Here is a 17,701-nt window from a genome sequence, read left to right as displayed (position 1 = left end):
CTCTGCCCAACGGTATTGCGACGGCATCGACTCGGCCCCGGCGGAACGAAAACGTCAGGCGCGGACATCGCCGGTGGTGCGTAGGCTGATGGCAGCAAATGACCGCCAGTCGACTCGTGGGGATCGCACCCGTGGCGCGGCGGCCTTCTGACCTCGCTGCCAGACACCACAGGAGGATGCACTGATGAGCACCGTTTCGGCTATCGCGGCCACCTCGCCCACCGACCCGTTGACTCGCACGACGATCACGCGCCGTTCGGTGGGTCCGCACGATGTTCGGCTCGACATCCACTACTCCGGGATCTGCCACTCCGACATACACACGGTGCACGGCGAATGGGGTCAGATCGCGTACCCGCTGGTGCCCGGCCATGAGATCGCGGGTGTGGTGACCGAAATCGGTTCGGGGGTCACCAGATTCGCGGTCGGTGACCGCGTGGGTGTCGGATGCTTCGTCGATTCGTGCCGCGAGTGCGCTCAGTGCCGTGCCGGTCAAGAGCAGTACTGCAGCGTCGGGATGGTGGGCACTTACAACGCGGTCGACCGTGACGGGACGACCACCCAGGGCGGCTACAGCGGGGCCATCGTCGTGGACGAGAACTACGTGTTGCGGATCCCCGACGCCATTGCGCTGGACAAGGCGGCCCCGTTGCTGTGCGCCGGGATCACCACGTACTCACCGTTGCGGCATTGGAAGGCCGGGCCGGGCACCCGCGTCGCCGTCATCGGCCTGGGCGGGCTGGGCCATCTCGCGGTGAAGCTCGCCGCCGCCATGGGCGCCCAGGTCACGGTGCTCAGCCAATCGCTGAAGAAGATGGAAGACGGTCTGCGTCTGGGCGCCCACGACTACCGCGCAACCAGTGATGGCGACACGTTCAAAGCGCTGCGCGGCAGCTTCGACCTGATCCTCAACACCGTCTCGGCCAACCTGGACCTCGACCGCTACCTGAGCCTGCTCGACGTCGAGGGCACCCTCGTCGAACTCGGCATGCCCGAGAATCCGATGAGCGTCGGGGCCGGTGCGCTCATCCGTGGCCGTCGCAGCCTGTCAGGGTCACTGATCGGCGGGATCGCCGAAACTCAGGAGATGCTCGACTTCTGCGCCGAGCACGGCGTCACGCCGGAGATCGAAGTGATCGAACCCGAGTACATCAACGAGGCGTACGACCGCGTCCTGGCCAGCGATGTGCGCTACCGCTTCGTCATCGACACGGCAGCGCTGCGCTGACCGTCACCCGGCGGTCGGGTGTCCCTCGCGATCGGGTGCGGCGTCGACCAGGTCGTGGGTCATGCCGTACCGCGCCCGCTGCTCGGCGATCATCCGTGAATAGCCCGCCACAGCGCGCCGGGTCCGCCACTCGTTGACACCGGGCAGAACACCGAGCACCCGGTTGGCGCCACCGATCACCGGTCCGATGACGGACGGCAGATGCTTCCACACGGTGTCCGGGACACCGAGTTTGGTGGCGTCGTCGTCGCCGCGGAAAGCTCGGTTCAGGCCGTTGATCACCGCGACGCCGACGGCGTGGCCGCCGGCGAACGGCAGCAGGTTGGCGATCTCGACTGCGAGGTAGTCGTGGGTGAGCGCGCGGACGAAGGCGCGGTCCCCGTCGTCGGGGTCGACCGCGGTCAGCGCGTAGAGCTTCTCGATGCGGATCTGGTCGGCTTCGTCGACGGGGTTCAGTTCGGGACTCACCCCGTTGAGCAGTCCGACATACCGCCAGAAGTGGTAGATGTCGGACAGTTCTGCAGCGGTGTACCGCACGCCCAGGCGACGCATGGCTTCCAGCGCGATGTGGCCGAACTCGACGATCGTGAACGCCATGAAGCTCTGCGGGATGGGCGCGCCCCAGGCTCTGGTGTCCCAGGTGCCGCTCTCCCACAGATGGCGGCGCACGAACGCGTGAATCATCCGCACGCGCAACGTGGTTGCGAAGCCGGCACCGTCACGGCGCAAACCTCCCGGGGTCAGGATCGTCTCCAGCCACGAACCCACCTCCAGTGAGCGCACCGCGGCCTGCTCGATGTAGCGGCCGGTGAGCACCAGCGGCATCCCGGCCGCAGAATTCATGGCACCGGCAGTCAGCGACGCCGCGCCCAGCACGATGCCGTACGTCGACACGTGGCGCAGCAGGTGGCCGGCCGCACGGTCAAGTCGGTCATGGTTGACCCAGTCGGGTTCGTTGTCGACCTCGGCGAAGAACGCCTTCATGGCCGGCGGCGCATCGGCCACAGCCTCGATGCCCTGTTCGAGGGCGGTGCGGAACATGGCCATGCCCGCGCCGGGCGGCAGGTCGGCGAAGGCGGCCGCCACCGCATCGGCGAGCGGGTCGGTGGCCAGCACGCCGTCGACCCATTGCCGGCCACGCCGACCGTAGCGGCGGATCGCAGCGGCCGCGTTGGGGACTCCGGCCGACGCGTCAGGTACCGAGATGTTGGCTGCGGTCATACTTCCATGCAAACATGAGAAATCCTCACTTAATACTCACTTCTGCGCGGGGGTCACATGGCGACCAGAACACGCTCGCGGCCGCAGCAGCAGCGGGCGCGCGAGATGCGTCGCCGACTGCTCGATGCCACGCTGGCGCTGATCGCCAAACGCGGCGCTGACGCGGTGAGCACACAGGCCATCGCCGACGCCGCGCACGTCAGCATCGGCACTGTGTATCGCTACTTTCCGGACCGTGCCGCCATCCTGGCGGAGCTGGTGGACGAAGCCGTCCGCGACATCACATTCGAGCTCGTCCGCGGGGTCAGCACGGCCATGGACCGGGAGGTCGGCGAGGCCGCCCTGGTGGTCGTCGAGACGCTGACGTCCGCGTTCGAGAAACACGCGGCCATCTTGCAGGCTGCGCTGATGTCCTCATCTTCGGAGACGCGCTCCTACCTCAACCAGACCGCGATGGACGAAATCGAACGGACTTTGCTGCCGCTGGCAAGCACCATCCCTGGGCGCGCCCGCACCGATCTGTCGCCGCGGGAACTCCAAGACCTGGTGTTCCTGACGATGGGCTTGACCTCCAGCGCGTGCCAGCGCATCGCGTTGCAGCGCCCACCCGGGTCCGATCGCGACGCGATGGTCGCGTTGGCCGCGAAAATGCTCGCGGCCGCGCTGACCCCGGAGCAGGACTGACGTTCGAGGCCCTAGAAGTCCCAGTCCTCGTCTTCGGTGTTGACGGCCTTGCCGATCACGTAGCTCGATCCCGAGCCGGAGAAGAAGTCGTGATTCTCGTCGGCATTGGGCGCCAGCGCCGACAGGATCGCCGGGTTGACGTCGGTCTCGTCGCGCGGGAACAACGCTTCGTAGCCCAGGTTCATCAGCGCCTTGTTGGCGTTGTAGCGCAGGAACTTCTTCACGTCCTCGGTGAGACCCACGCTGTCGTAGAGGTCCTGGGTGTACTCGACCTCGTTGTCGTAGAGCTCGAAGAGCAACTCGTAGGTGTAGTCCTTGAGCTCCTGCTTCTTGGCCTCGTCGACCAGGGCCAGCCCGCGCTGGTACTTGTAGCCGATGTAGTAGCCGTGCACGGCCTCGTCACGGATGATCAGGCGGATCATGTCGGCGGTGTTGGTCAGCTTGGCGCGGCTGCTCCAGTACATCGGCAGGTAGAAGCCCGAGTAGAACAGGAAGCTCTCCAGCAGCGTGGAGGCCACCTTGCGCTTGAGCGGTTCGTCCCCCTTGTAATACTGCATGACGATCGAGGCCTTGCGCTGCAGGTTGGGGTTCTCCTCCGACCAGCGGAAGGCATCGTCGATCTCGGCTGTGGAGCACAGCGTCGAGAAGATGTTGCTGTAGCTCTTGGCGTGGACGGACTCCATGAACGCGATGTTGGTCAGCACCGCCTCCTCGTGCGGGGTCACCGCATCGGGGATCAGGCTGACCGCGCCGACGGTCCCCTGGATGGTGTCGAGCAACGTCAGGCCGGTGAAGACCCGCATCGTGAGCTGCTTCTCGTGATCGTTGAGGGTGTTCCAGGACTGGATGTCGTTGGACACCGGCACCTTCTCGGGCAGCCAGAAGTTCCCGGTGAGTCGGTGCCAGACCTCTGCGTCCTTGTCGTCCTGGAGGCGGTTCCAGTTGATCGCAGAAACGCGGTCGATCAGCTTGATTCCTTCGGACACCACAACCCCATTTCGCCGATTGCCGTACTGCTTGTCCAGCGGCTTTGTTGCCGTCTGACGCAGTTGTACTCGCCGGCTCCGACACTACAACTTATGGGGGCGACAAAGGTGCGACGACGCAACATCTTGTGTGCGCGTGTCGCGAAACCGGACCTTGGTCAGGCGACCTCTTCGGAGCGCCGCACCCCTTTGTGCAGGGGCAGGTCCGGGTCGATCCGGACACCGAGCACCTCACAGGTGCCGTTGATCGAACCGACCATGATCGTGGTCAGGTAGTCGACGAACTTCTCCGAGGGCAGCCGCCTCGGGCTGTCCGGTTCCGATCCCAGCCACCAGTCGGTGGCCGAGGCCGCCGCACCGAACGTCGCGAACCCGGCCAGCTCGAACGCCGCGTAGTCGAGTTCCATGTCGCTGAGCTCTTTGTTGAACATGTCCGCGATCGCCAGGGTGATGTCGCGGCCTTCGTTCAACGCACGCATCGCCGACTCGCTCTGTTCGGCGAAACGGCCCTGCATCAGGAAGCGGATCACGTTGGGGTGCTCGTCGACCAGCCGTACGTACTGCTCGACGGCGCGGTGCACCACGGCGCGCGCGGGGTCCTTCGAGATGTCGATGGACGGGAAGATCGCGGCCCACAGCATGTCGCGCATGCGCTGCCCGATCGCCTGGAACAGGTCGGACTTGTCGGTGAAGTGCCGGTAGATCTTGGGTTTGGCCGTGCCCGCTTCTTCGGCGATCTCGCGCAGGGACACATCCGGGCCCTGTCGGTCGATGGCCCGGAACGCCGCATCGACGATCTCGGCGCGCACCTTTTTGCGGTGTTCGCGCCAGCGCTCGCTTCGGGCGTCGACTTTGACACCCGATTCTTCCGTTGAGCGCGCCCTCGACCCTCGTCGCACCCGCATCACTGTACCCGCATCACCAGCGCTGACCTGCCACAACCGTCGGCGACGGAGCGTCGGGCCGCGAGCGAGAGCCGTGATTGCTCCAGCGGGATGTATCGGCGGTGTTTCGGTACTATCTCGTGCGACAACCGCGTAAAGAGACGAGATTTATGACGCAGCGATACGACCTTGTCATCGCCGGTGGAGGCCCCTCGGGTTCCGCCGCGGCATGGCAGGCCGCGCAGACCGGCGCCAAGGTAGTCGTGCTGGACAAAGCCCAGTTCCCGCGCGACAAGCCCTGCGGCGACGGACTGACCGCCCGCGCGGTCAGCTACCTGCAGAAGATGGGTTTGGCCGACGAGGTCGCCACCTACCACCGGGTGAACCGCGTGACGGTGTTCAGCCCCAGCCGCTGGGAACTGTCGTTTCCCAAACGCCCGGGCATGCCCGACCACGGCCACACCGTCAGCCGCACCCACCTCGACACCGTGCTGCTCAAGCACGCCGAGTCCGCGGGCGCCGAGATCCGCCAAGGTGCGGAAGTTGCCGGCCCCGAGCTGGACGCCAGCGGCCGCGTGGTCGGCGTCGTGCTCAAGAGCGGCGAGAAGGTGTTGGGTGACGCGGTGATCGCCGCCGACGGCGCCTACTCCCCCCTCAAGCGGGCGTTGAAGATCGACTCCGAGTACAACGGCTACTCGGCGATCGCGATCCGTTCCGAGATGCACGCGAACCGGCCGGATTCGGACTCGCTGGACATCTACCTCAAGCTGGTGTTCGAGGGCGACCAGCTTCCTGGTTACGGCTGGGTGTTCCCGATGGGCAACGGCATGTTCAACATCGGTCTGGGCTACGTCAACAGCTACAAGAACTGGCAGTCCATCAACGCCACGAAGTTCCTCGGCGACTTCTTGCGCACATTGCCCGCGGACTGGGAATTGCCACCCATCGAAGAGCTCAAGAAGAACAAGAGCGTGCGCGCGTGGCGACTGCCGATGGGCTTCACGGCCTGGCCGCCGTGGCGTCCGGGCGTGCTGTTCACCGGCGACTCACTCGGCGCCGGCAAGCCCGCATCGGGCGCCGGGATCTCCAAGGCGCTCGAATCCGGTTTGGCCGCGGGGGAATGCGCGATCGCCGCATTGACCAACGGTGGGCCGGACGACTTCACCAACTACGCGCAGCGGATGGAGGCCGCGTGGGGCCGGGAGTACCGGCGCGGCCGCTACATGCACAAGCTGATCGGTCAGCCCAAGCTGGCCAACGCCGGGGTGAAGTTGATCGACAACGCGGCATTCCGCGACCGGATGCTCAAGGCGCTGTACAAGAAAGCCCAAGGCCCTCAGCACAGCTACTAGGAGATTCCGCCCCGCCGAGGTATCGGCGCACCGCCGGGTGTGTGACCGTTCGAGGTCGCACACCCGGCGTTCTCCGATGGCACGGCTGTTTGTGCCGCACGCCGCTCTCGGGGACTGCATGCGCGGATGCCGTCGCGCATCGACCACACGCTAGGTTCCACCCCATGGATTCATCCCCCTCGGCTCGTCACGTCAGCGCGCACCCGTGACCCGCGCCGACGGCGCACAAATCGGCGCTGAGGCCGCCGCCCGCCTGGCTGCGGTCGGCACAGTCACCATCGATCCCGGCTTACGTGATCACGAGTTCCACCGTCTGGCAACAGAATTCGGTGTCGAGTTCGCCGATGACCACCGCGCGTTCCTCGCGGCCGGATTGCCGGTCGGACCGTCATGGCCCGACTGGCGCGGCGAAGGCCGCCGGAGTCTGGGCAAGCGGATGCAGATGCCGGCTGAGGGCGTGCTGTACGCCGTGGAATGGCAACAGTTCTGGCCCGAGGGATGGGGCCGTCAGCCGGCCCGGATGAAGGACGCGCTGCGCAGCGCGCGATATCACCTGGCGCGTGTCCCCCAACTGATTCCGGTGTGTTCGCATCACTATCTGCCGGCCGGGCGCGGCTCCTTCGGCCACCCGGTGCTGTCGGTGGTGCAGATCGACGTCGGGGTCCGTGGCGCGGACCTGTTGGACTACATCGAGGCCGAATTCGGTGCGAGCGAGCGACGCGCCGCCGCTACGCCTCCCAGCGTTTCGTTCTGGTCGGAGCTCGTGTCGTGACTCAGGCGCCGAAGAGCCGACCGGCTTTCAGCAGGAGTTCGTAGAGGCCGTAGGCGAACGGGATGCCCACCCATACCCAGGCCAGCACGATGTAGACCTTGGGCACGGTCGGGGTGTACTCGTGGAGTTCGGTCTCAGGGTGCGGGGTGGTCATCGAAGGGCATCCTTCCGGTCGGACGGTGTCGACTTCTCCGGCTCATGCCACCTGGAGTTCACCGGTCTGATCAGTTCGTTGGCGACGAATCCGATCACCAGCAGGGCGATCATGATCGAGAAGGACATGGTGTAGAGAGCCGGTCCGTCCTTGCCGGCTTCGGCCTGCCGGTCGGCCACGTAGTTCACGATGATCGGCCCGAGCACACCTGCGGCCGACCACGCCGTCAGCAACCGGCCGTGAATCGCCCCGACCTGGAACGTGCCGAACAGATCACGCAGGTACGCGGGAACCGTCGCGAACCCCGCGCCGTAGAACGACAGGATCAGGATCGTCGCGATTAGGAAGACCACCTTGTTGGAGTTCTCCATCAGGGTGATCGTCAGGTACAGGAGTGCGCCGACGCCGAGGTAGAGCCGGTAGGCGTTCTTGCGACCGATTTTGTCGGAAAGACTCGACCAGCCGATGCGGCCGAGCATGTTTCCCAGCGAGAGCATCGCGACATATCCGGCCGCGGCGGCCGCGAGGCCGGCGGCGGCACCACCTGCGGATGGGAAGTAGTCCTGGTAGATCGGTGACGCCTTTTCCAGGATGCCGATCCCGGCGGTCACGTTGAAACACAATACGATCCACAGCAACCAGAACTGCGGGGTCCGCAGCGCATTGTTGGCCGACACCTGTCCGCCGGTGACGATCGAATCCTCTTCCAAGGGTGGCGGTGTCCAGTTCGCCGGTTTCCAGTCGGGCCGCGGCACGCGGACCAGTAGCCAGCCCAGTGACATGAATACGGCATACGCCGCGCCGTGCACCGCGAAGGTCTTGGCAATGCCGATGTTGTCGGTGCCGAAGACTTCGAGCATGTTCGTCGACCAGGGCGACGCGATCAGCGCGCCTCCGCCGAAGCCCATGATCGCCAGGCCGGTCGCCATCCCGGGTCGGTCCGGAAACCATTTGATGAGCGTCGACACCGGCGAGATGTAGCCGATGCCCCAGCCGATACCGCCGAGGAGGCCGTAGCCGAGCAGCACGAGCCAGAACTGTCCGATCAGCAGGCCGGCCGAACCGACGAACCAGCCACCGCAGAAGCAGCAGGTTGCCGCGAACATCGCGGCCCGCGGGCCGGCGCGATCCACCCACGTGCCGAAGATGGCCGCCGACAGACCGAGGACGACGATGCCGACGGTGAACGGCAGCGCGCTCAGCGTGCCTGAGATACCGAGAGAGTCCTCGAGAGGCAGCTTGAACACGCTCCACGAGTAGGCCGCGCCGACCGACAGGTGAATGGACAACGCCGCAGGTGGAACGAGCCAACGGCTCCATCCCGGCGAGGCGACGATGCGTTCCCGACTGAAAAACGGCGCGGTCATGGCACGTGACATACCCAGATCAGGACAAAGTGTGACCTGTGTCATGAGGTTGACGGCGGCATGTCCGACCTCTGCAGTAACTTCACGCCATGGAGCAGAGAATCAGTTTGATCACGCTCGGTGTCGACGATCTGGCTCGAGCCCGCAGGTTCTACGAGCAGGGTCTGGGCTGGCGCGCCCACGACTCACCCGAGGGCGTGGTGTTCTACCAGCTTCCGGGCATCGCCCTCGCATTGTTCGGCCGCGGCGATCTCGCCGAGGACGCCCACCATCCGATCGACGGGCGCTTCAGCGGCATCACGATCGCGATCAATCAGCGCACCGAAGCCGACGTCGACGCGGTGCTGGCACAGGCTGAGGCCGCGGGTGCGACCATTCTCAAGGCCGCCGAAAGAGTTTTCTGGGGCGGCTATTCCGGCTACTTCGCCGACCCTGACGGCCATGTGTGGGAGGTCGCGTTCAACCCGCAGTGGACCATCAACGAGGATGGCACGCTTTCCATGTGAGGCGTCAGCGCCGGGTCGTCTCAGCGCGGGCGCGGTGTCAGCCCGTACTTCGTGGGGCACCACTCGATGACGTCGGTCGTGGACGCCGGAGCGGGCGCAGTTCCTGGTGCGTTCCATCGAGGCACCCCGTTGACGACCCAGCAATTCGTGTCGGCCAGATCGCCCTGCTGGGGCGGCGGCTGCTGCTGAGCCGGAGTCGGAGTCGGTTGCGAAGCAACATCGTTCGGGTTTCTCGGCAGTTGCGGCTCGGGCAGACCGGGCGGCTGTTGTTCGCACCGTTGTCCGGTCTCGGCAGCCTGTTCTTGAGTGCACTCGGGATCCGGGGGCTGTGCACCAGCCGCCGGTGCCCCGGCCAGTACCGCGGCTGCAAGCGTCGCCACGATCCCTCCCCCGGCAACAACCCGTCGTTTCATCACGACCTCCCCTCGCTGATGAAACACCAGTAGACACCTTTCATGGCAAATGGTCAGGCTTTCGGTCGATGTTCTTCCGCTGAGCAGACGCCCACACCCCTGGAACCGTCCCGGTTCGAGGATCGGCGCGTCTGCTCGCGCGTCGTCTGCGCGCCGGCCGTCTGGTCAGCGCCGCCCGCGCCTGGCCCCGCCCGGCCTACGGGTGCCCTTGCCCGCCGCGGCCCGGGCGGCCTGCTTGGCCAGCGCCTTCTCGCGGGCGGTGCGTTTCGGTGCCGGTTCCGACTGGCCCCGAGACGACCCTGGCTTGCGGCCGCGCACGATGCCGATGAACTCCTCGACGAGCTGCGACTGTGGCCCCTCCATGACAGCCAGCGCCACCGCACAGGTGGGCGCATCGCTGATCGGTCGATAGGTGAGGTCTTTGCGGTGATGAAGGCGCGCCAGCGATTGCGGGACGATCAGAGCACCCATTCCGGTGGCGACGAGTTCGATTGCCTCAGAGGTGGTTTCAGGACGGTGGACGACAGGGACACCCGGAGCGTCAGCCCAGTCGACAACGTGATCGAGAGCAACCAGCGTCGGCTCGCCGTCGAGGTCGGCAGCAGCGACAGCGTCAGCGGCGGTGAGTAGGTGATCGGTCGGCACGACCACCACCGTGGTCTCCTCGTAGAGCGGGATGACGGCCAGTCCGGACGTATCGGTCGGCAGCCGGAGTACCGCCACATCGACGGCACCGCTGCGCACCGCATTCGCCGCTTCAGCCGCGGCGACGGTGTTCAACTGCAAGGGCACATCTGGATGGCGCTGCGCCCACGTCCGCGCCCACTTCGCCGGCGTCGCCCCCGGGACATAGCCGAGGGTCAGCGAGCGCGCAGTCATCGGATCAGGCTACCGATAGGCTGGGGCGCATGAGCAGGCCTGATGCACAGTCCATGAAACCCGCAACCGCGGCGAAGAAGCTGGACGTGTACCTGCCTGCCACTCCCCCGGAGTTCCAGGAGAACCCGATCACCCGCAGCGAGCTCGCCGCGTTGCAGGCCGATCCGCCGCAGTGGCTCAAAGACCTTCGCAAGAACGGCCCACATCCGAAGAATCTCGTCGCCGCCAAACTCGGTGTGTCGATCGCCGGTCTCGCGCGCGGTGGGGTCACCGAGGCGCTGACCAGCGAACAGATCGCAGCGCTCCTGGACGAGAAGCCGGACTGGCTGGTCGCCGAACGCGAGAGCTACCAGAACGTGCTGCGCGAAGAACGACGCTTGAAAGGGCTGCGGTCAGAGCAGGCCCGCTGAACCTTCACAACGGCGACTGATCTGCTTCCGGTCGTGCAGTTTCGTACGCGACGCGCCGTTGCACCTGTATGAGACGGCACACTCGGGGCCAGGAGCTACCGAGGTCACGCAACGCCCACTCTGTTCGAGCCCGGATCACCGGAAGAACCTGTCGCTGACCCGATCGAAGAAATCATCGAGGCGCCGTTCCAGCACGCTGCCTCTGATCCACTTCTCCCACACCAAGATCAGGCTGAACAGCGCGCCGACGATCCCGAGTACCAACGCGGTGATGAGGAAGACCTCGAGTGTGGTCGACATGGGCGTTCAGTCGACACCGCTGAGATCTTCGGCGGTCCACCGCACTGCGCTGACGGGCGGCGCGGTGACGACAGCGGCCAGCGCGGACTCGACGGCCCGGTCGTTGCGGTCCGCGGTCACGACCATCGCGACGATGCGAATCTCGTCGGTACTCACCAAGTCCTCGGTCGCAACGGAGCGGATGGTGAACTCCGGACCGATGATGGCGTCCATTACCAGTGCCCGCACTTCGCTTTCCGCATCGGCACGGCAGCGCACCTCGAACCGGTACTCGGTCGCCCCCGATTCGGAGCCCAAGGTGCGGTTGCGGTCCAGAAGCCGGCTGAGTGGACGCAGCAGGACGTTGGCCGCGATGACGGCGACCGTGCCTGCCCCTGCCGCGGCGAACATGCCGGCACCGGCCAGCGAGCCGACGGCCGCCGAGGCCCACAGGGTGGCGGCGGTGTTGAGCCCGGAAATGCTGGTGCCCTGCTTGAGAATGACGCCTGCGCCGAGAAACCCGATGCCCGAAGCGACCTGCGCGGCGACTCGCGTCGGGTCACCCGCCGCGAACGCGTAGGCGCCCATCACCACGAACAGTGCCGAGCCGAGACTGACCAACGCGTTGGTGCGCAGGCCCGCCATCTTCGAGCGCCACTGCCGCTCGATACCGATCGCGGCGCCCAGGCCGACGCCCGCGCAGACGCGCAGAGCCAGTTCTAACGTGTCGATCATCCCGCCCCACTTACCGGGTCTAGATGAACACCAGGTGTCTGGGCGCCGCCGCGTTGTCCGCCCCTACAGCATGCAGCTGACGCAGCCCTCGACTTCGGTACCTTCCAAAGCCATCTGGCGCAGCCGGATGTAGTAGAGCGTCTTGATGCCCTTGCGCCACGCGTAGATCTGCGCCTTGTTCACATCGCGGGTGGTGGCGGTGTCCTTGAAGAACAGCGTCAGACTCAGCCCCTGATCCACGTGCTGGGTGGCCGCGGCGTAGGTGTCGATGATCTTCTCGTAGCCGATCTCGTACGCGTCCTGGTAGTACTCCAGGTTGTCGTTGGTCAGGTACGGCGCCGGGTAGTAGACGCGACCGATCTTGCCTTCCTTGCGGATCTCGATCTTGCTCGCCACGGGGTGGATCGAGCTGGTCGAGTGGTTGATGTAGGAGATCGATCCCGTCGGCGGCACGGCCTGCAGGTTCTGGTTGTAGATGCCGTGCTTTTGCACCGACTCCTTGAGCCGCTTCCAATCGTCCTGATTCGGAATGCGGATCCCGGCATCGGCGAACAGCTGGCGAACCTTCGCGGTCTTGGGCTCCCACACCTGGTCGGTGTACTTGTCGAAGAACTCACCCGATGCGTACTTGGACCGCTCGAACCCGCCGAATGCCCTACCGCGTTCGATCGCAATGCGATTCGAGGCGCGCAAGGCGTGGTAGAGCACGGTGTAGAAGTAGATGTTGGTGAAGTCGATACCCTCTTCGGAGCCGTAGAAGATCCGCTCCCGAGCCAGGTAGCCGTGCAGGTTCATCTGCCCCAGGCCGATGGCGTGAGAGTCGTTGTTGCCCTGCTCGATCGACGGCACCGACGCGATCGACGTCTGGTCGCTCACCGCGGTCAGCGCGCGGATCGACACCTCGATCGTCTGCGCGAAGTCCGGTGAATCCATGGCCTTGGCGATGTTGAGCGAGCCGAGGTTGCAGGAGATGTCCTTGCCGATCTTCTTGTAGGACAGATCCTCGTTGAACTCCGACGGTGTCGAGACCTGCAGGATCTCCGAGCACAGGTTGGAGTGCGTGATCTTGCCATCAATGGGATTGGCTCGGTTCACCGTATCCTCGTACATGATGTACGGGTAGCCGGACTCGAACTGCAGCTCAGCCAGTGTCTGGAAGAACTCCCGCGCCTTGATCTTCGTCTTGCGGATCCGGCTGTCGTCGACCATCTCGTAGTACTTCTCGGTGACGGAGATGTCGGCGAACGGGACGCCGTAGACCCGCTCGACGTCGTACGGCGAGAACAGGTACATGTCCTCGTTCTTCTTCGCCAGCTCGAAGGTGATGTCCGGGATCACCACGCCCAGGCTCAGCGTCTTGATGCGGATCTTCTCGTCGGCGTTCTCGCGTTTGGTGTCGAGGAACCGGTAGATGTCGGGGTGGTGGGCGTGCAGGTACACCGCACCCGCACCTTGGCGCGCGCCGAGCTGATTGGCATACGAGAAGGAGTCCTCGAGCAGCTTCATGATGGGGATGACGCCCGAGCTCTGGTTCTCGATGTTCTTGATCGGGGCTCCGTGCTCACGAATGTTGGTGAGCAGCAAGGCAACTCCACCGCCGCGCTTGGACAGCTGCAGTGCCGAGTTGATGGAGCGGCCGATGGACTCCATGTTGTCTTCGATGCGCAGCAGGAAGCAGCTGACCGGCTCGCCGCGCTGCTTCTTACCCGAGTTCAGGAATGTCGGGGTGGCCGGCTGGAACCGGCCGTCGATGATCTCGTCGACGAGCTTCTCGGCCAGCGTGGTGTCACCGGAGGCCAGCGTCAGCGCGACCATGACGACGCGATCCTCGAACCGCTCCAGGTATCGCTTTCCGTCGAAGGTCTTCAACGTGTAGGAGGTGTAGTACTTGAACGCGCCGAGGAAGGTCGGGAACCGGAACTTCTTGGCGTAGGCGCGATCCAGCAGCGTCTTGACGAAGTTGCGCGAGTACTGGTCGAGCACCTCGCGCTCGTAGTAGTTCTTCTCGATCAGGTAGTCGAGCTTCTCGTCCTGGCTGTGGAAGAACACCGTGTTCTGGTTGACGTGCTGCAGGAAGAACTCCCGCGCCGCGAGCACGTCTTTGTCGAACTGAATCTTGCCGTCGGCGTCGTACAGATTCAGCATCGCGTTCAACGCGTGGTAATCGGTCTCCCCCGGCAGCGCGTGCGTGCCCGTGGTTACTGGTTCTGCAGCTGTGACGGTTGGTGGCACGTCTGTTCCTTCCAGAAGTCTTGCAATCCCGCCCGGACGGCGTCGACGTCGTCCGGGGTTCCCATCAGTTCGAATCGGTACAGGTAGGGCACGCCACACTTACGTGAGACGACGTTGCCCGCGTAGGCGAACTCCGCGCCGAAGTTGTTGTTGCCCGCCGCGATGACGCCGCGGATCAACGACCGGTTGTGCTCGTCGTTGAGAAACGCGATCACCTGCTTGGGGACGTAACCGCCGTCGTTGATGTCCGGCGTTGCGCGCCCGCCGCCGTACGTCGGCAGCACGAGGACGTAGGGGTCTTCGACCCGGATACGCCCATGAAGGGGAATGCGGGTGGCGGGCATCCCGAGCTTCTGGACGAAGCGGTGGGTGTTTTCGGACACGCTGGAGAAGTACACGAGGTTGGTCATGGTCACTCCTGCACTTCTCTGGCTTGTCCGTCGTCCGCTGGCACCCGCCGGGCTCAGGCGGTGGCCGCAGCTGCCGCCAGCGCCTTGATCCGGTCCGGGCGGAAGCCCGACCAGTGCTCACCGCCGGCCACCACGACGGGGGCCTGCAGGTACCCCAGCGCCATCACGTAGTCACGCGCCTCGTCGTCAACGGAGATGTCGATGACGTCGTAGGCGATGTCCAGCTTGTCCAGCGCCTTGTAGGTGGCGTTGCACTGCACGCAGGCCGGCTTCGTGTACACGGTGACGGGTGCTGGCTGAGTCATCTGTGATCGGCTCCTGTCGTGAGGCTGGGCGGGAAGAGAAGAAAGGCTGGCAACATCTCGATTACTACGTCTCGCTGTAGTTCAGCGACCCTGGGACCGCCAAAATTCCAGGCCGTCGGGACCTCGCTCCGGCTCGCGCTGAGGGCGACTGCGCCGGATTCCTCGGTTCCGCTCGGACACCATATCTTGGGGTTCCTTCGGTGCTCGAAACACTACACCTAGTGTCCGACATTCAGAAGAGATACAAGATGTTCTGAATGACAATCTTGAAATTCCCAGGTCGTAAGCCTTTCGCCGCCCGTCGTCCCGGCGTGTCGCACGTCACAACCGACCGTGTCGCACGCCGTCGCACAGGTTTATCAGCACCCACCGACAAGTCACCTCCCGGTCGCCTCGCCGCCTACCCGGGCCAGCAAACAGAACGGCGGCTGCGTCACAGGTCGGGCAAAGGTCCCTCAGCGCGTCGCGAGGCCGCACGCTGCACACCGTCTCCGACGGGCATCGAGCCGGCGCAGTACGACCCGCCCATCCCGGCTACCGCCACGAGGAAGAATTGCCCCGGCTGGGTGTCAGGCGATCTCGCTGACCAGCTTTCCGATGATGTCGCGCAAGCGCTCGGCGACCTCGGCGTTTTCCCGCGGATGCTTGCCGTCGAGGGTCTTGGTCGGGATCGACAGCGCCAGATCCTCGAGGACGCGCGGGCCGGCGATCCCGAAGGATTTTCGGGTCTCGTCGTGCGCCCACTGGCCTCCGTAACGCCCGAGTGCCGCGCCCACCACGGCGAGCGGCTTGTCCTTGAGCGCGCTGTTGCCCCAGGGCCGCGACAGCCAGTCGATCGCGTTCTTCAAGACGCCCGGGATGGTGCCGTTGTACTCGGGGGTGATGACCAGCGCCGCCCCGGCGCGGGCGGCCGCTTCCCGAAGTGCCGCCACGGGCTCGGCCACCGAGTCGTTGTCGATGTCCTCGTTGTAGAAGGGCAGCTCCCCCAGTCGGTCGAACCACTCGAGGGTGGTTCCGGCGGGCGCGCTGGCGACCGCGAGTTCGGCCAGCTGGCGATTGACCGACGCTGCTCGCAGACTGCCCACCAAGACCAAGACGACGTTCTCCGACATTTCCGCCCCTTCCTCGACCGATGAATCCTTGCACGCACCAACCGGACTACGGTCCGATTTATTTCGTCTGAGTTAAAGTGGCCAGGGTGAGCGCGTCTGACCGTCCCGGAACGCTGCCGGTGAGCGAGGCCGTCCCGTCCGAACGTGGCGACGCGGCACGCAACCGGGTCCTGCTTCTCGACGCCGCACGCCGCCTCGTTGCCGAACGCGGCGCCGAGGCGGTCAGTACCGACGACATCGCCGCGGCTGCGGGCGTCGGCAAGGGCACACTGTTTCGCAGGTTCGGCAGCCGGGCGGGGTTGATGAACGTGCTGCTCGACGAGGACGAGAAGGCCCATCAGCACGCGATGCTGTTCGGGCCTCCCCCGTTGGGCCCCGGCGCGCCGCCGTTGGATCGGCTGCTGGCCTACGGACGCGAGCGGCTCGAGTTCGTCGAAAAGCACCACGCATTGCTCTCCGACGTCGGCCGCGATGCACAGATGCGGTTCAGCGCGCCGATGACGTTGCACCACAGCCATATTCGGGTCCTTCTCCAGTCTGCGGGCACCACCGGCGATCTCGACGCACAGGCCTCCGCGCTGATGGCCCTGCTCGACGCCGACTACGTGCACTACCAGACGACCGCGCGCGGACGCACCCTCGACGAACTCGCAGACGCATGGGACAGCGTGGCGCGCAAGCTGTGCGGGACATGACCGAACACCCGGGGTGGATCCTGCACGTCGACCTGGACCAGTTCCTGGCCGCGGTCGAACTGCAGCGCCACCCCGAACTCGTCGGAACGCCCGTGATCGTCGGCGGCAACGGCGACCCCACCGAGGCGCGCAAGGTCGTCACGTGCGCCTCCTACGAAGCTCGCGCATATGGCGTGCGCGCCGGGATGCCGCTGCGCGCTGCGGTGCGGCGCTGCCCTGAAGCGACCTTCCTGCCCTCGGACTCCGAGGCCTACGATGCCGCATCCGAACAGGTCATGGTGTTGCTGCGCGACCTCGGTCACCCCGTCGAGGTATGGGGATGGGACGAGGCGTATGTCGGCGCGCAGGTGGGCGGCCTGCGCGACGCGATCGAGCTGGCAGAGCAGATCCGCGCCCTGATCGGCGCCCAGACCGGGTTGTCGTGCTCGGTCGGCATCAGTGACAACAAGCAGCGCGCCAAAGTCGCCACCGGCTTCGCCAAACCAGCCGGAATCCACGTCCTCACCGACGACAACTGGATGACCACCATGGGCGAGCGTCCCGTCGACGAATTGTGGGGCGTCGGACCGAAGACCGCGAAAAAGCTTGCCGCGATGGGCGTCACCACAGTGGCCGAACTGGCCGCAACCGATGCCGAGGTGCTCACCACCGCCTTCGGGCCGACGACCGGGCTGTGGATCCTGCTGCTGGCCAAAGGCGGCGGCGACAGCACCGTCAGCGCAGAGCCCTGGGTGCCGCGATCGCGCAGCCATGTCGTCACGTTCCCGCAGGACCTCACCGATGCGCGCGAAATGGCCGACGCCGTAGCCGATCTGGCGCGCCGCACGCTCGCTGAAGTCGTCGAACAACAGCGCATCGTCACCCGCGTCGCCGTCACGGTACGCACCAAGACGTTCTACACGCGCACCAAGATCCGCAAGCTCGCTGCACCGGGCACCGATGTCGAGACCATCGTGGCCACCGCTGCGGACCTGCTGAACCTGTTCGAGTTGGACCGTCCGGTCCGGCTGCTCGGTGTCCGTCTGGAGCTCGCTGCGCCCGACGCCACCAGTGTCGGTACCGGCCGATAACGTCGGG

General features: G+C 65.5%; 20 protein-coding genes. 8 read left to right on the top strand and 12 right to left on the bottom strand.

Annotated features, from left to right (window positions below):
- Nucleotides 1–184 precede the first annotated feature (184 nt).
- Entirely contained in the window at nucleotides 185–1,228 is a 1,044-nt protein-coding gene (locus ACQI46_RS16570; RefSeq protein WP_427095117.1) for an NAD(P)-dependent alcohol dehydrogenase, read from the top strand.
- Between the two features lie 3 nt (nucleotides 1,229–1,231).
- Here ACQI46_RS16570 and ACQI46_RS16565 read toward each other — a convergent pair whose 3' ends face one another.
- Nucleotides 1,232–2,449: an oxygenase MpaB family protein gene (locus tag ACQI46_RS16565; protein WP_427095116.1), complete on the bottom strand. Its 1,218-nt coding sequence runs from the start codon at nucleotides 2,447–2,449 to the stop codon at nucleotides 1,232–1,234.
- A gap of 57 nt (nucleotides 2,450–2,506) precedes the next feature.
- Between ACQI46_RS16565 and ACQI46_RS16560 the strand changes: the two genes are divergently transcribed.
- Nucleotides 2,507–3,133 (top strand): TetR/AcrR family transcriptional regulator, encoded by a 627-nt coding sequence (locus ACQI46_RS16560; RefSeq protein ID WP_427095115.1) that lies wholly within the window; start codon nucleotides 2,507–2,509, stop codon nucleotides 3,131–3,133.
- Nucleotides 3,134–3,144: 11 nt separating this feature from the next.
- Here ACQI46_RS16560 and nrdF read toward each other — a convergent pair whose 3' ends face one another.
- The gene (nrdF, locus tag ACQI46_RS16555; protein ID WP_427095114.1) at nucleotides 3,145–4,119 is read right to left on the bottom strand and encodes a class 1b ribonucleoside-diphosphate reductase subunit beta; all 975 of its coding nucleotides are present in this window, start codon (nucleotides 4,117–4,119) and stop codon (nucleotides 3,145–3,147) included.
- Nucleotides 4,120–4,277: 158 nt separating this feature from the next.
- Nucleotides 4,278–5,018 carry a TetR/AcrR family transcriptional regulator gene (locus tag ACQI46_RS16550; RefSeq protein WP_427095113.1) on the bottom strand — a complete coding sequence of 247 codons (741 nt, stop codon included), beginning with the start codon at nucleotides 5,016–5,018 and terminating at the stop codon, nucleotides 4,278–4,280.
- Between the two features lie 155 nt (nucleotides 5,019–5,173).
- On the opposite strand from ACQI46_RS16550, the gene ACQI46_RS16545 reads away from it, so the two are divergent.
- Together ACQI46_RS16545 and ACQI46_RS16540 are read left to right on the top strand one after the other, a co-directional pair.
- Nucleotides 5,174–6,355, top strand: a complete 1,182-nt coding sequence (locus tag ACQI46_RS16545; protein WP_427095112.1) for an NAD(P)/FAD-dependent oxidoreductase — start codon at nucleotides 5,174–5,176, stop codon at nucleotides 6,353–6,355.
- Between the two features lie 205 nt (nucleotides 6,356–6,560).
- Nucleotides 6,561–7,127: a hypothetical protein gene (locus tag ACQI46_RS16540; RefSeq protein ID WP_427095111.1), complete on the top strand. Its 567-nt coding sequence runs from the start codon at nucleotides 6,561–6,563 to the stop codon at nucleotides 7,125–7,127.
- 1 nt (nucleotide 7,128) lies between these two features.
- Here ACQI46_RS16540 and ACQI46_RS16535 read toward each other — a convergent pair whose 3' ends face one another.
- Together ACQI46_RS16535 and ACQI46_RS16530 are read right to left on the bottom strand one after the other, a co-directional pair.
- On the bottom strand, nucleotides 7,129–7,281 hold the full coding sequence (locus tag ACQI46_RS16535) for an MFS transporter small subunit (RefSeq protein ID WP_427095110.1): 153 nt from the start codon (nucleotides 7,279–7,281) through the stop codon (nucleotides 7,129–7,131).
- Nucleotides 7,278–8,648 (bottom strand): L-lactate MFS transporter, encoded by a 1,371-nt coding sequence (locus ACQI46_RS16530; RefSeq protein WP_427095109.1) that lies wholly within the window; start codon nucleotides 8,646–8,648, stop codon nucleotides 7,278–7,280. Before ACQI46_RS16530 ends, ACQI46_RS16535 begins: the two co-directional genes overlap by 4 nt.
- Nucleotides 8,649–8,737: 89 nt before the next feature.
- On the opposite strand from ACQI46_RS16530, the gene ACQI46_RS16525 reads away from it, so the two are divergent.
- Entirely contained in the window at nucleotides 8,738–9,154 is a 417-nt protein-coding gene (locus tag ACQI46_RS16525) for a VOC family protein (RefSeq protein WP_427095108.1), read from the top strand.
- 578 nt (nucleotides 9,155–9,732) lie between these two features.
- Here ACQI46_RS16525 and ACQI46_RS16520 read toward each other — a convergent pair.
- Nucleotides 9,733–10,446, bottom strand: a complete 714-nt coding sequence (locus ACQI46_RS16520) for a LysR family transcriptional regulator substrate-binding protein (protein ID WP_427095107.1) — start codon at nucleotides 10,444–10,446, stop codon at nucleotides 9,733–9,735.
- 29 nt (nucleotides 10,447–10,475) lie between these two features.
- Here ACQI46_RS16520 and ACQI46_RS16515 point away from each other — a divergent pair, with 29 nt between their 5' ends.
- The gene (locus tag ACQI46_RS16515; RefSeq protein ID WP_427095106.1) at nucleotides 10,476–10,856 is read left to right on the top strand and encodes a DUF5997 family protein; all 381 of its coding nucleotides are present in this window, start codon (nucleotides 10,476–10,478) and stop codon (nucleotides 10,854–10,856) included.
- 135 nt (nucleotides 10,857–10,991) lie between these two features.
- Here the strand turns inward: ACQI46_RS16515 and ACQI46_RS16510 are convergent, their stop codons facing one another.
- From ACQI46_RS16510 to ACQI46_RS16485, 6 genes are all read right to left on the bottom strand, one after another.
- Complete coding sequence (locus tag ACQI46_RS16510; protein ID WP_427095105.1) at nucleotides 10,992–11,156, bottom strand: hypothetical protein; 165 nt, start codon at nucleotides 11,154–11,156, stop codon at nucleotides 10,992–10,994.
- A 6-nt stretch (nucleotides 11,157–11,162) separates the two neighbouring features.
- Nucleotides 11,163–11,867, bottom strand: coding sequence for an MgtC/SapB family protein (locus tag ACQI46_RS16505; protein WP_427095327.1), 705 nt, complete (start codon nucleotides 11,865–11,867; stop codon nucleotides 11,163–11,165).
- 66 nt (nucleotides 11,868–11,933) lie between these two features.
- Entirely contained in the window at nucleotides 11,934–14,102 is a 2,169-nt protein-coding gene (nrdE, locus tag ACQI46_RS16500) for a class 1b ribonucleoside-diphosphate reductase subunit alpha (RefSeq protein WP_427095104.1), read from the bottom strand.
- Nucleotides 14,069–14,512, bottom strand: coding sequence for a class Ib ribonucleoside-diphosphate reductase assembly flavoprotein NrdI (nrdI, locus tag ACQI46_RS16495; protein WP_427095103.1), 444 nt, complete (start codon nucleotides 14,510–14,512; stop codon nucleotides 14,069–14,071). The genes nrdE and nrdI overlap by 34 nt, the downstream gene beginning before the upstream one ends.
- Nucleotides 14,513–14,565: 53 nt before the next feature.
- Complete coding sequence (nrdH, locus tag ACQI46_RS16490; RefSeq protein WP_427095102.1) at nucleotides 14,566–14,817, bottom strand: glutaredoxin-like protein NrdH; 252 nt, start codon at nucleotides 14,815–14,817, stop codon at nucleotides 14,566–14,568.
- A 569-nt stretch (nucleotides 14,818–15,386) separates the two neighbouring features.
- Nucleotides 15,387–15,929: an NAD(P)H-dependent oxidoreductase gene (locus ACQI46_RS16485; protein ID WP_427095101.1), complete on the bottom strand. Its 543-nt coding sequence runs from the start codon at nucleotides 15,927–15,929 to the stop codon at nucleotides 15,387–15,389.
- Nucleotides 15,930–16,015: 86 nt separating this feature from the next.
- Between ACQI46_RS16485 and ACQI46_RS16480 the strand changes: the two genes are divergently transcribed.
- Together ACQI46_RS16480 and ACQI46_RS16475 are read left to right on the top strand one after the other, a co-directional pair.
- Nucleotides 16,016–16,624 (top strand): TetR/AcrR family transcriptional regulator, encoded by a 609-nt coding sequence (locus ACQI46_RS16480; RefSeq protein WP_427095100.1) that lies wholly within the window; start codon nucleotides 16,016–16,018, stop codon nucleotides 16,622–16,624.
- On the top strand, nucleotides 16,621–17,694 hold the full coding sequence (locus tag ACQI46_RS16475) for a DNA polymerase IV (RefSeq protein ID WP_427095099.1): 1,074 nt from the start codon (nucleotides 16,621–16,623) through the stop codon (nucleotides 17,692–17,694). The genes ACQI46_RS16480 and ACQI46_RS16475 overlap by 4 nt, the downstream gene beginning before the upstream one ends.
- Nucleotides 17,695–17,701: the final 7 nt, after the last annotated feature.

The organism is Mycobacterium sp. SMC-4 (assembly GCF_050205565.1).
Lineage (GTDB): Bacteria > Actinomycetota > Actinomycetes > Mycobacteriales > Mycobacteriaceae > Mycobacterium.
Note: the sequence above shows the minus strand (reverse complement) of the source record. Positions and strands in the feature narration are given on the sequence as shown.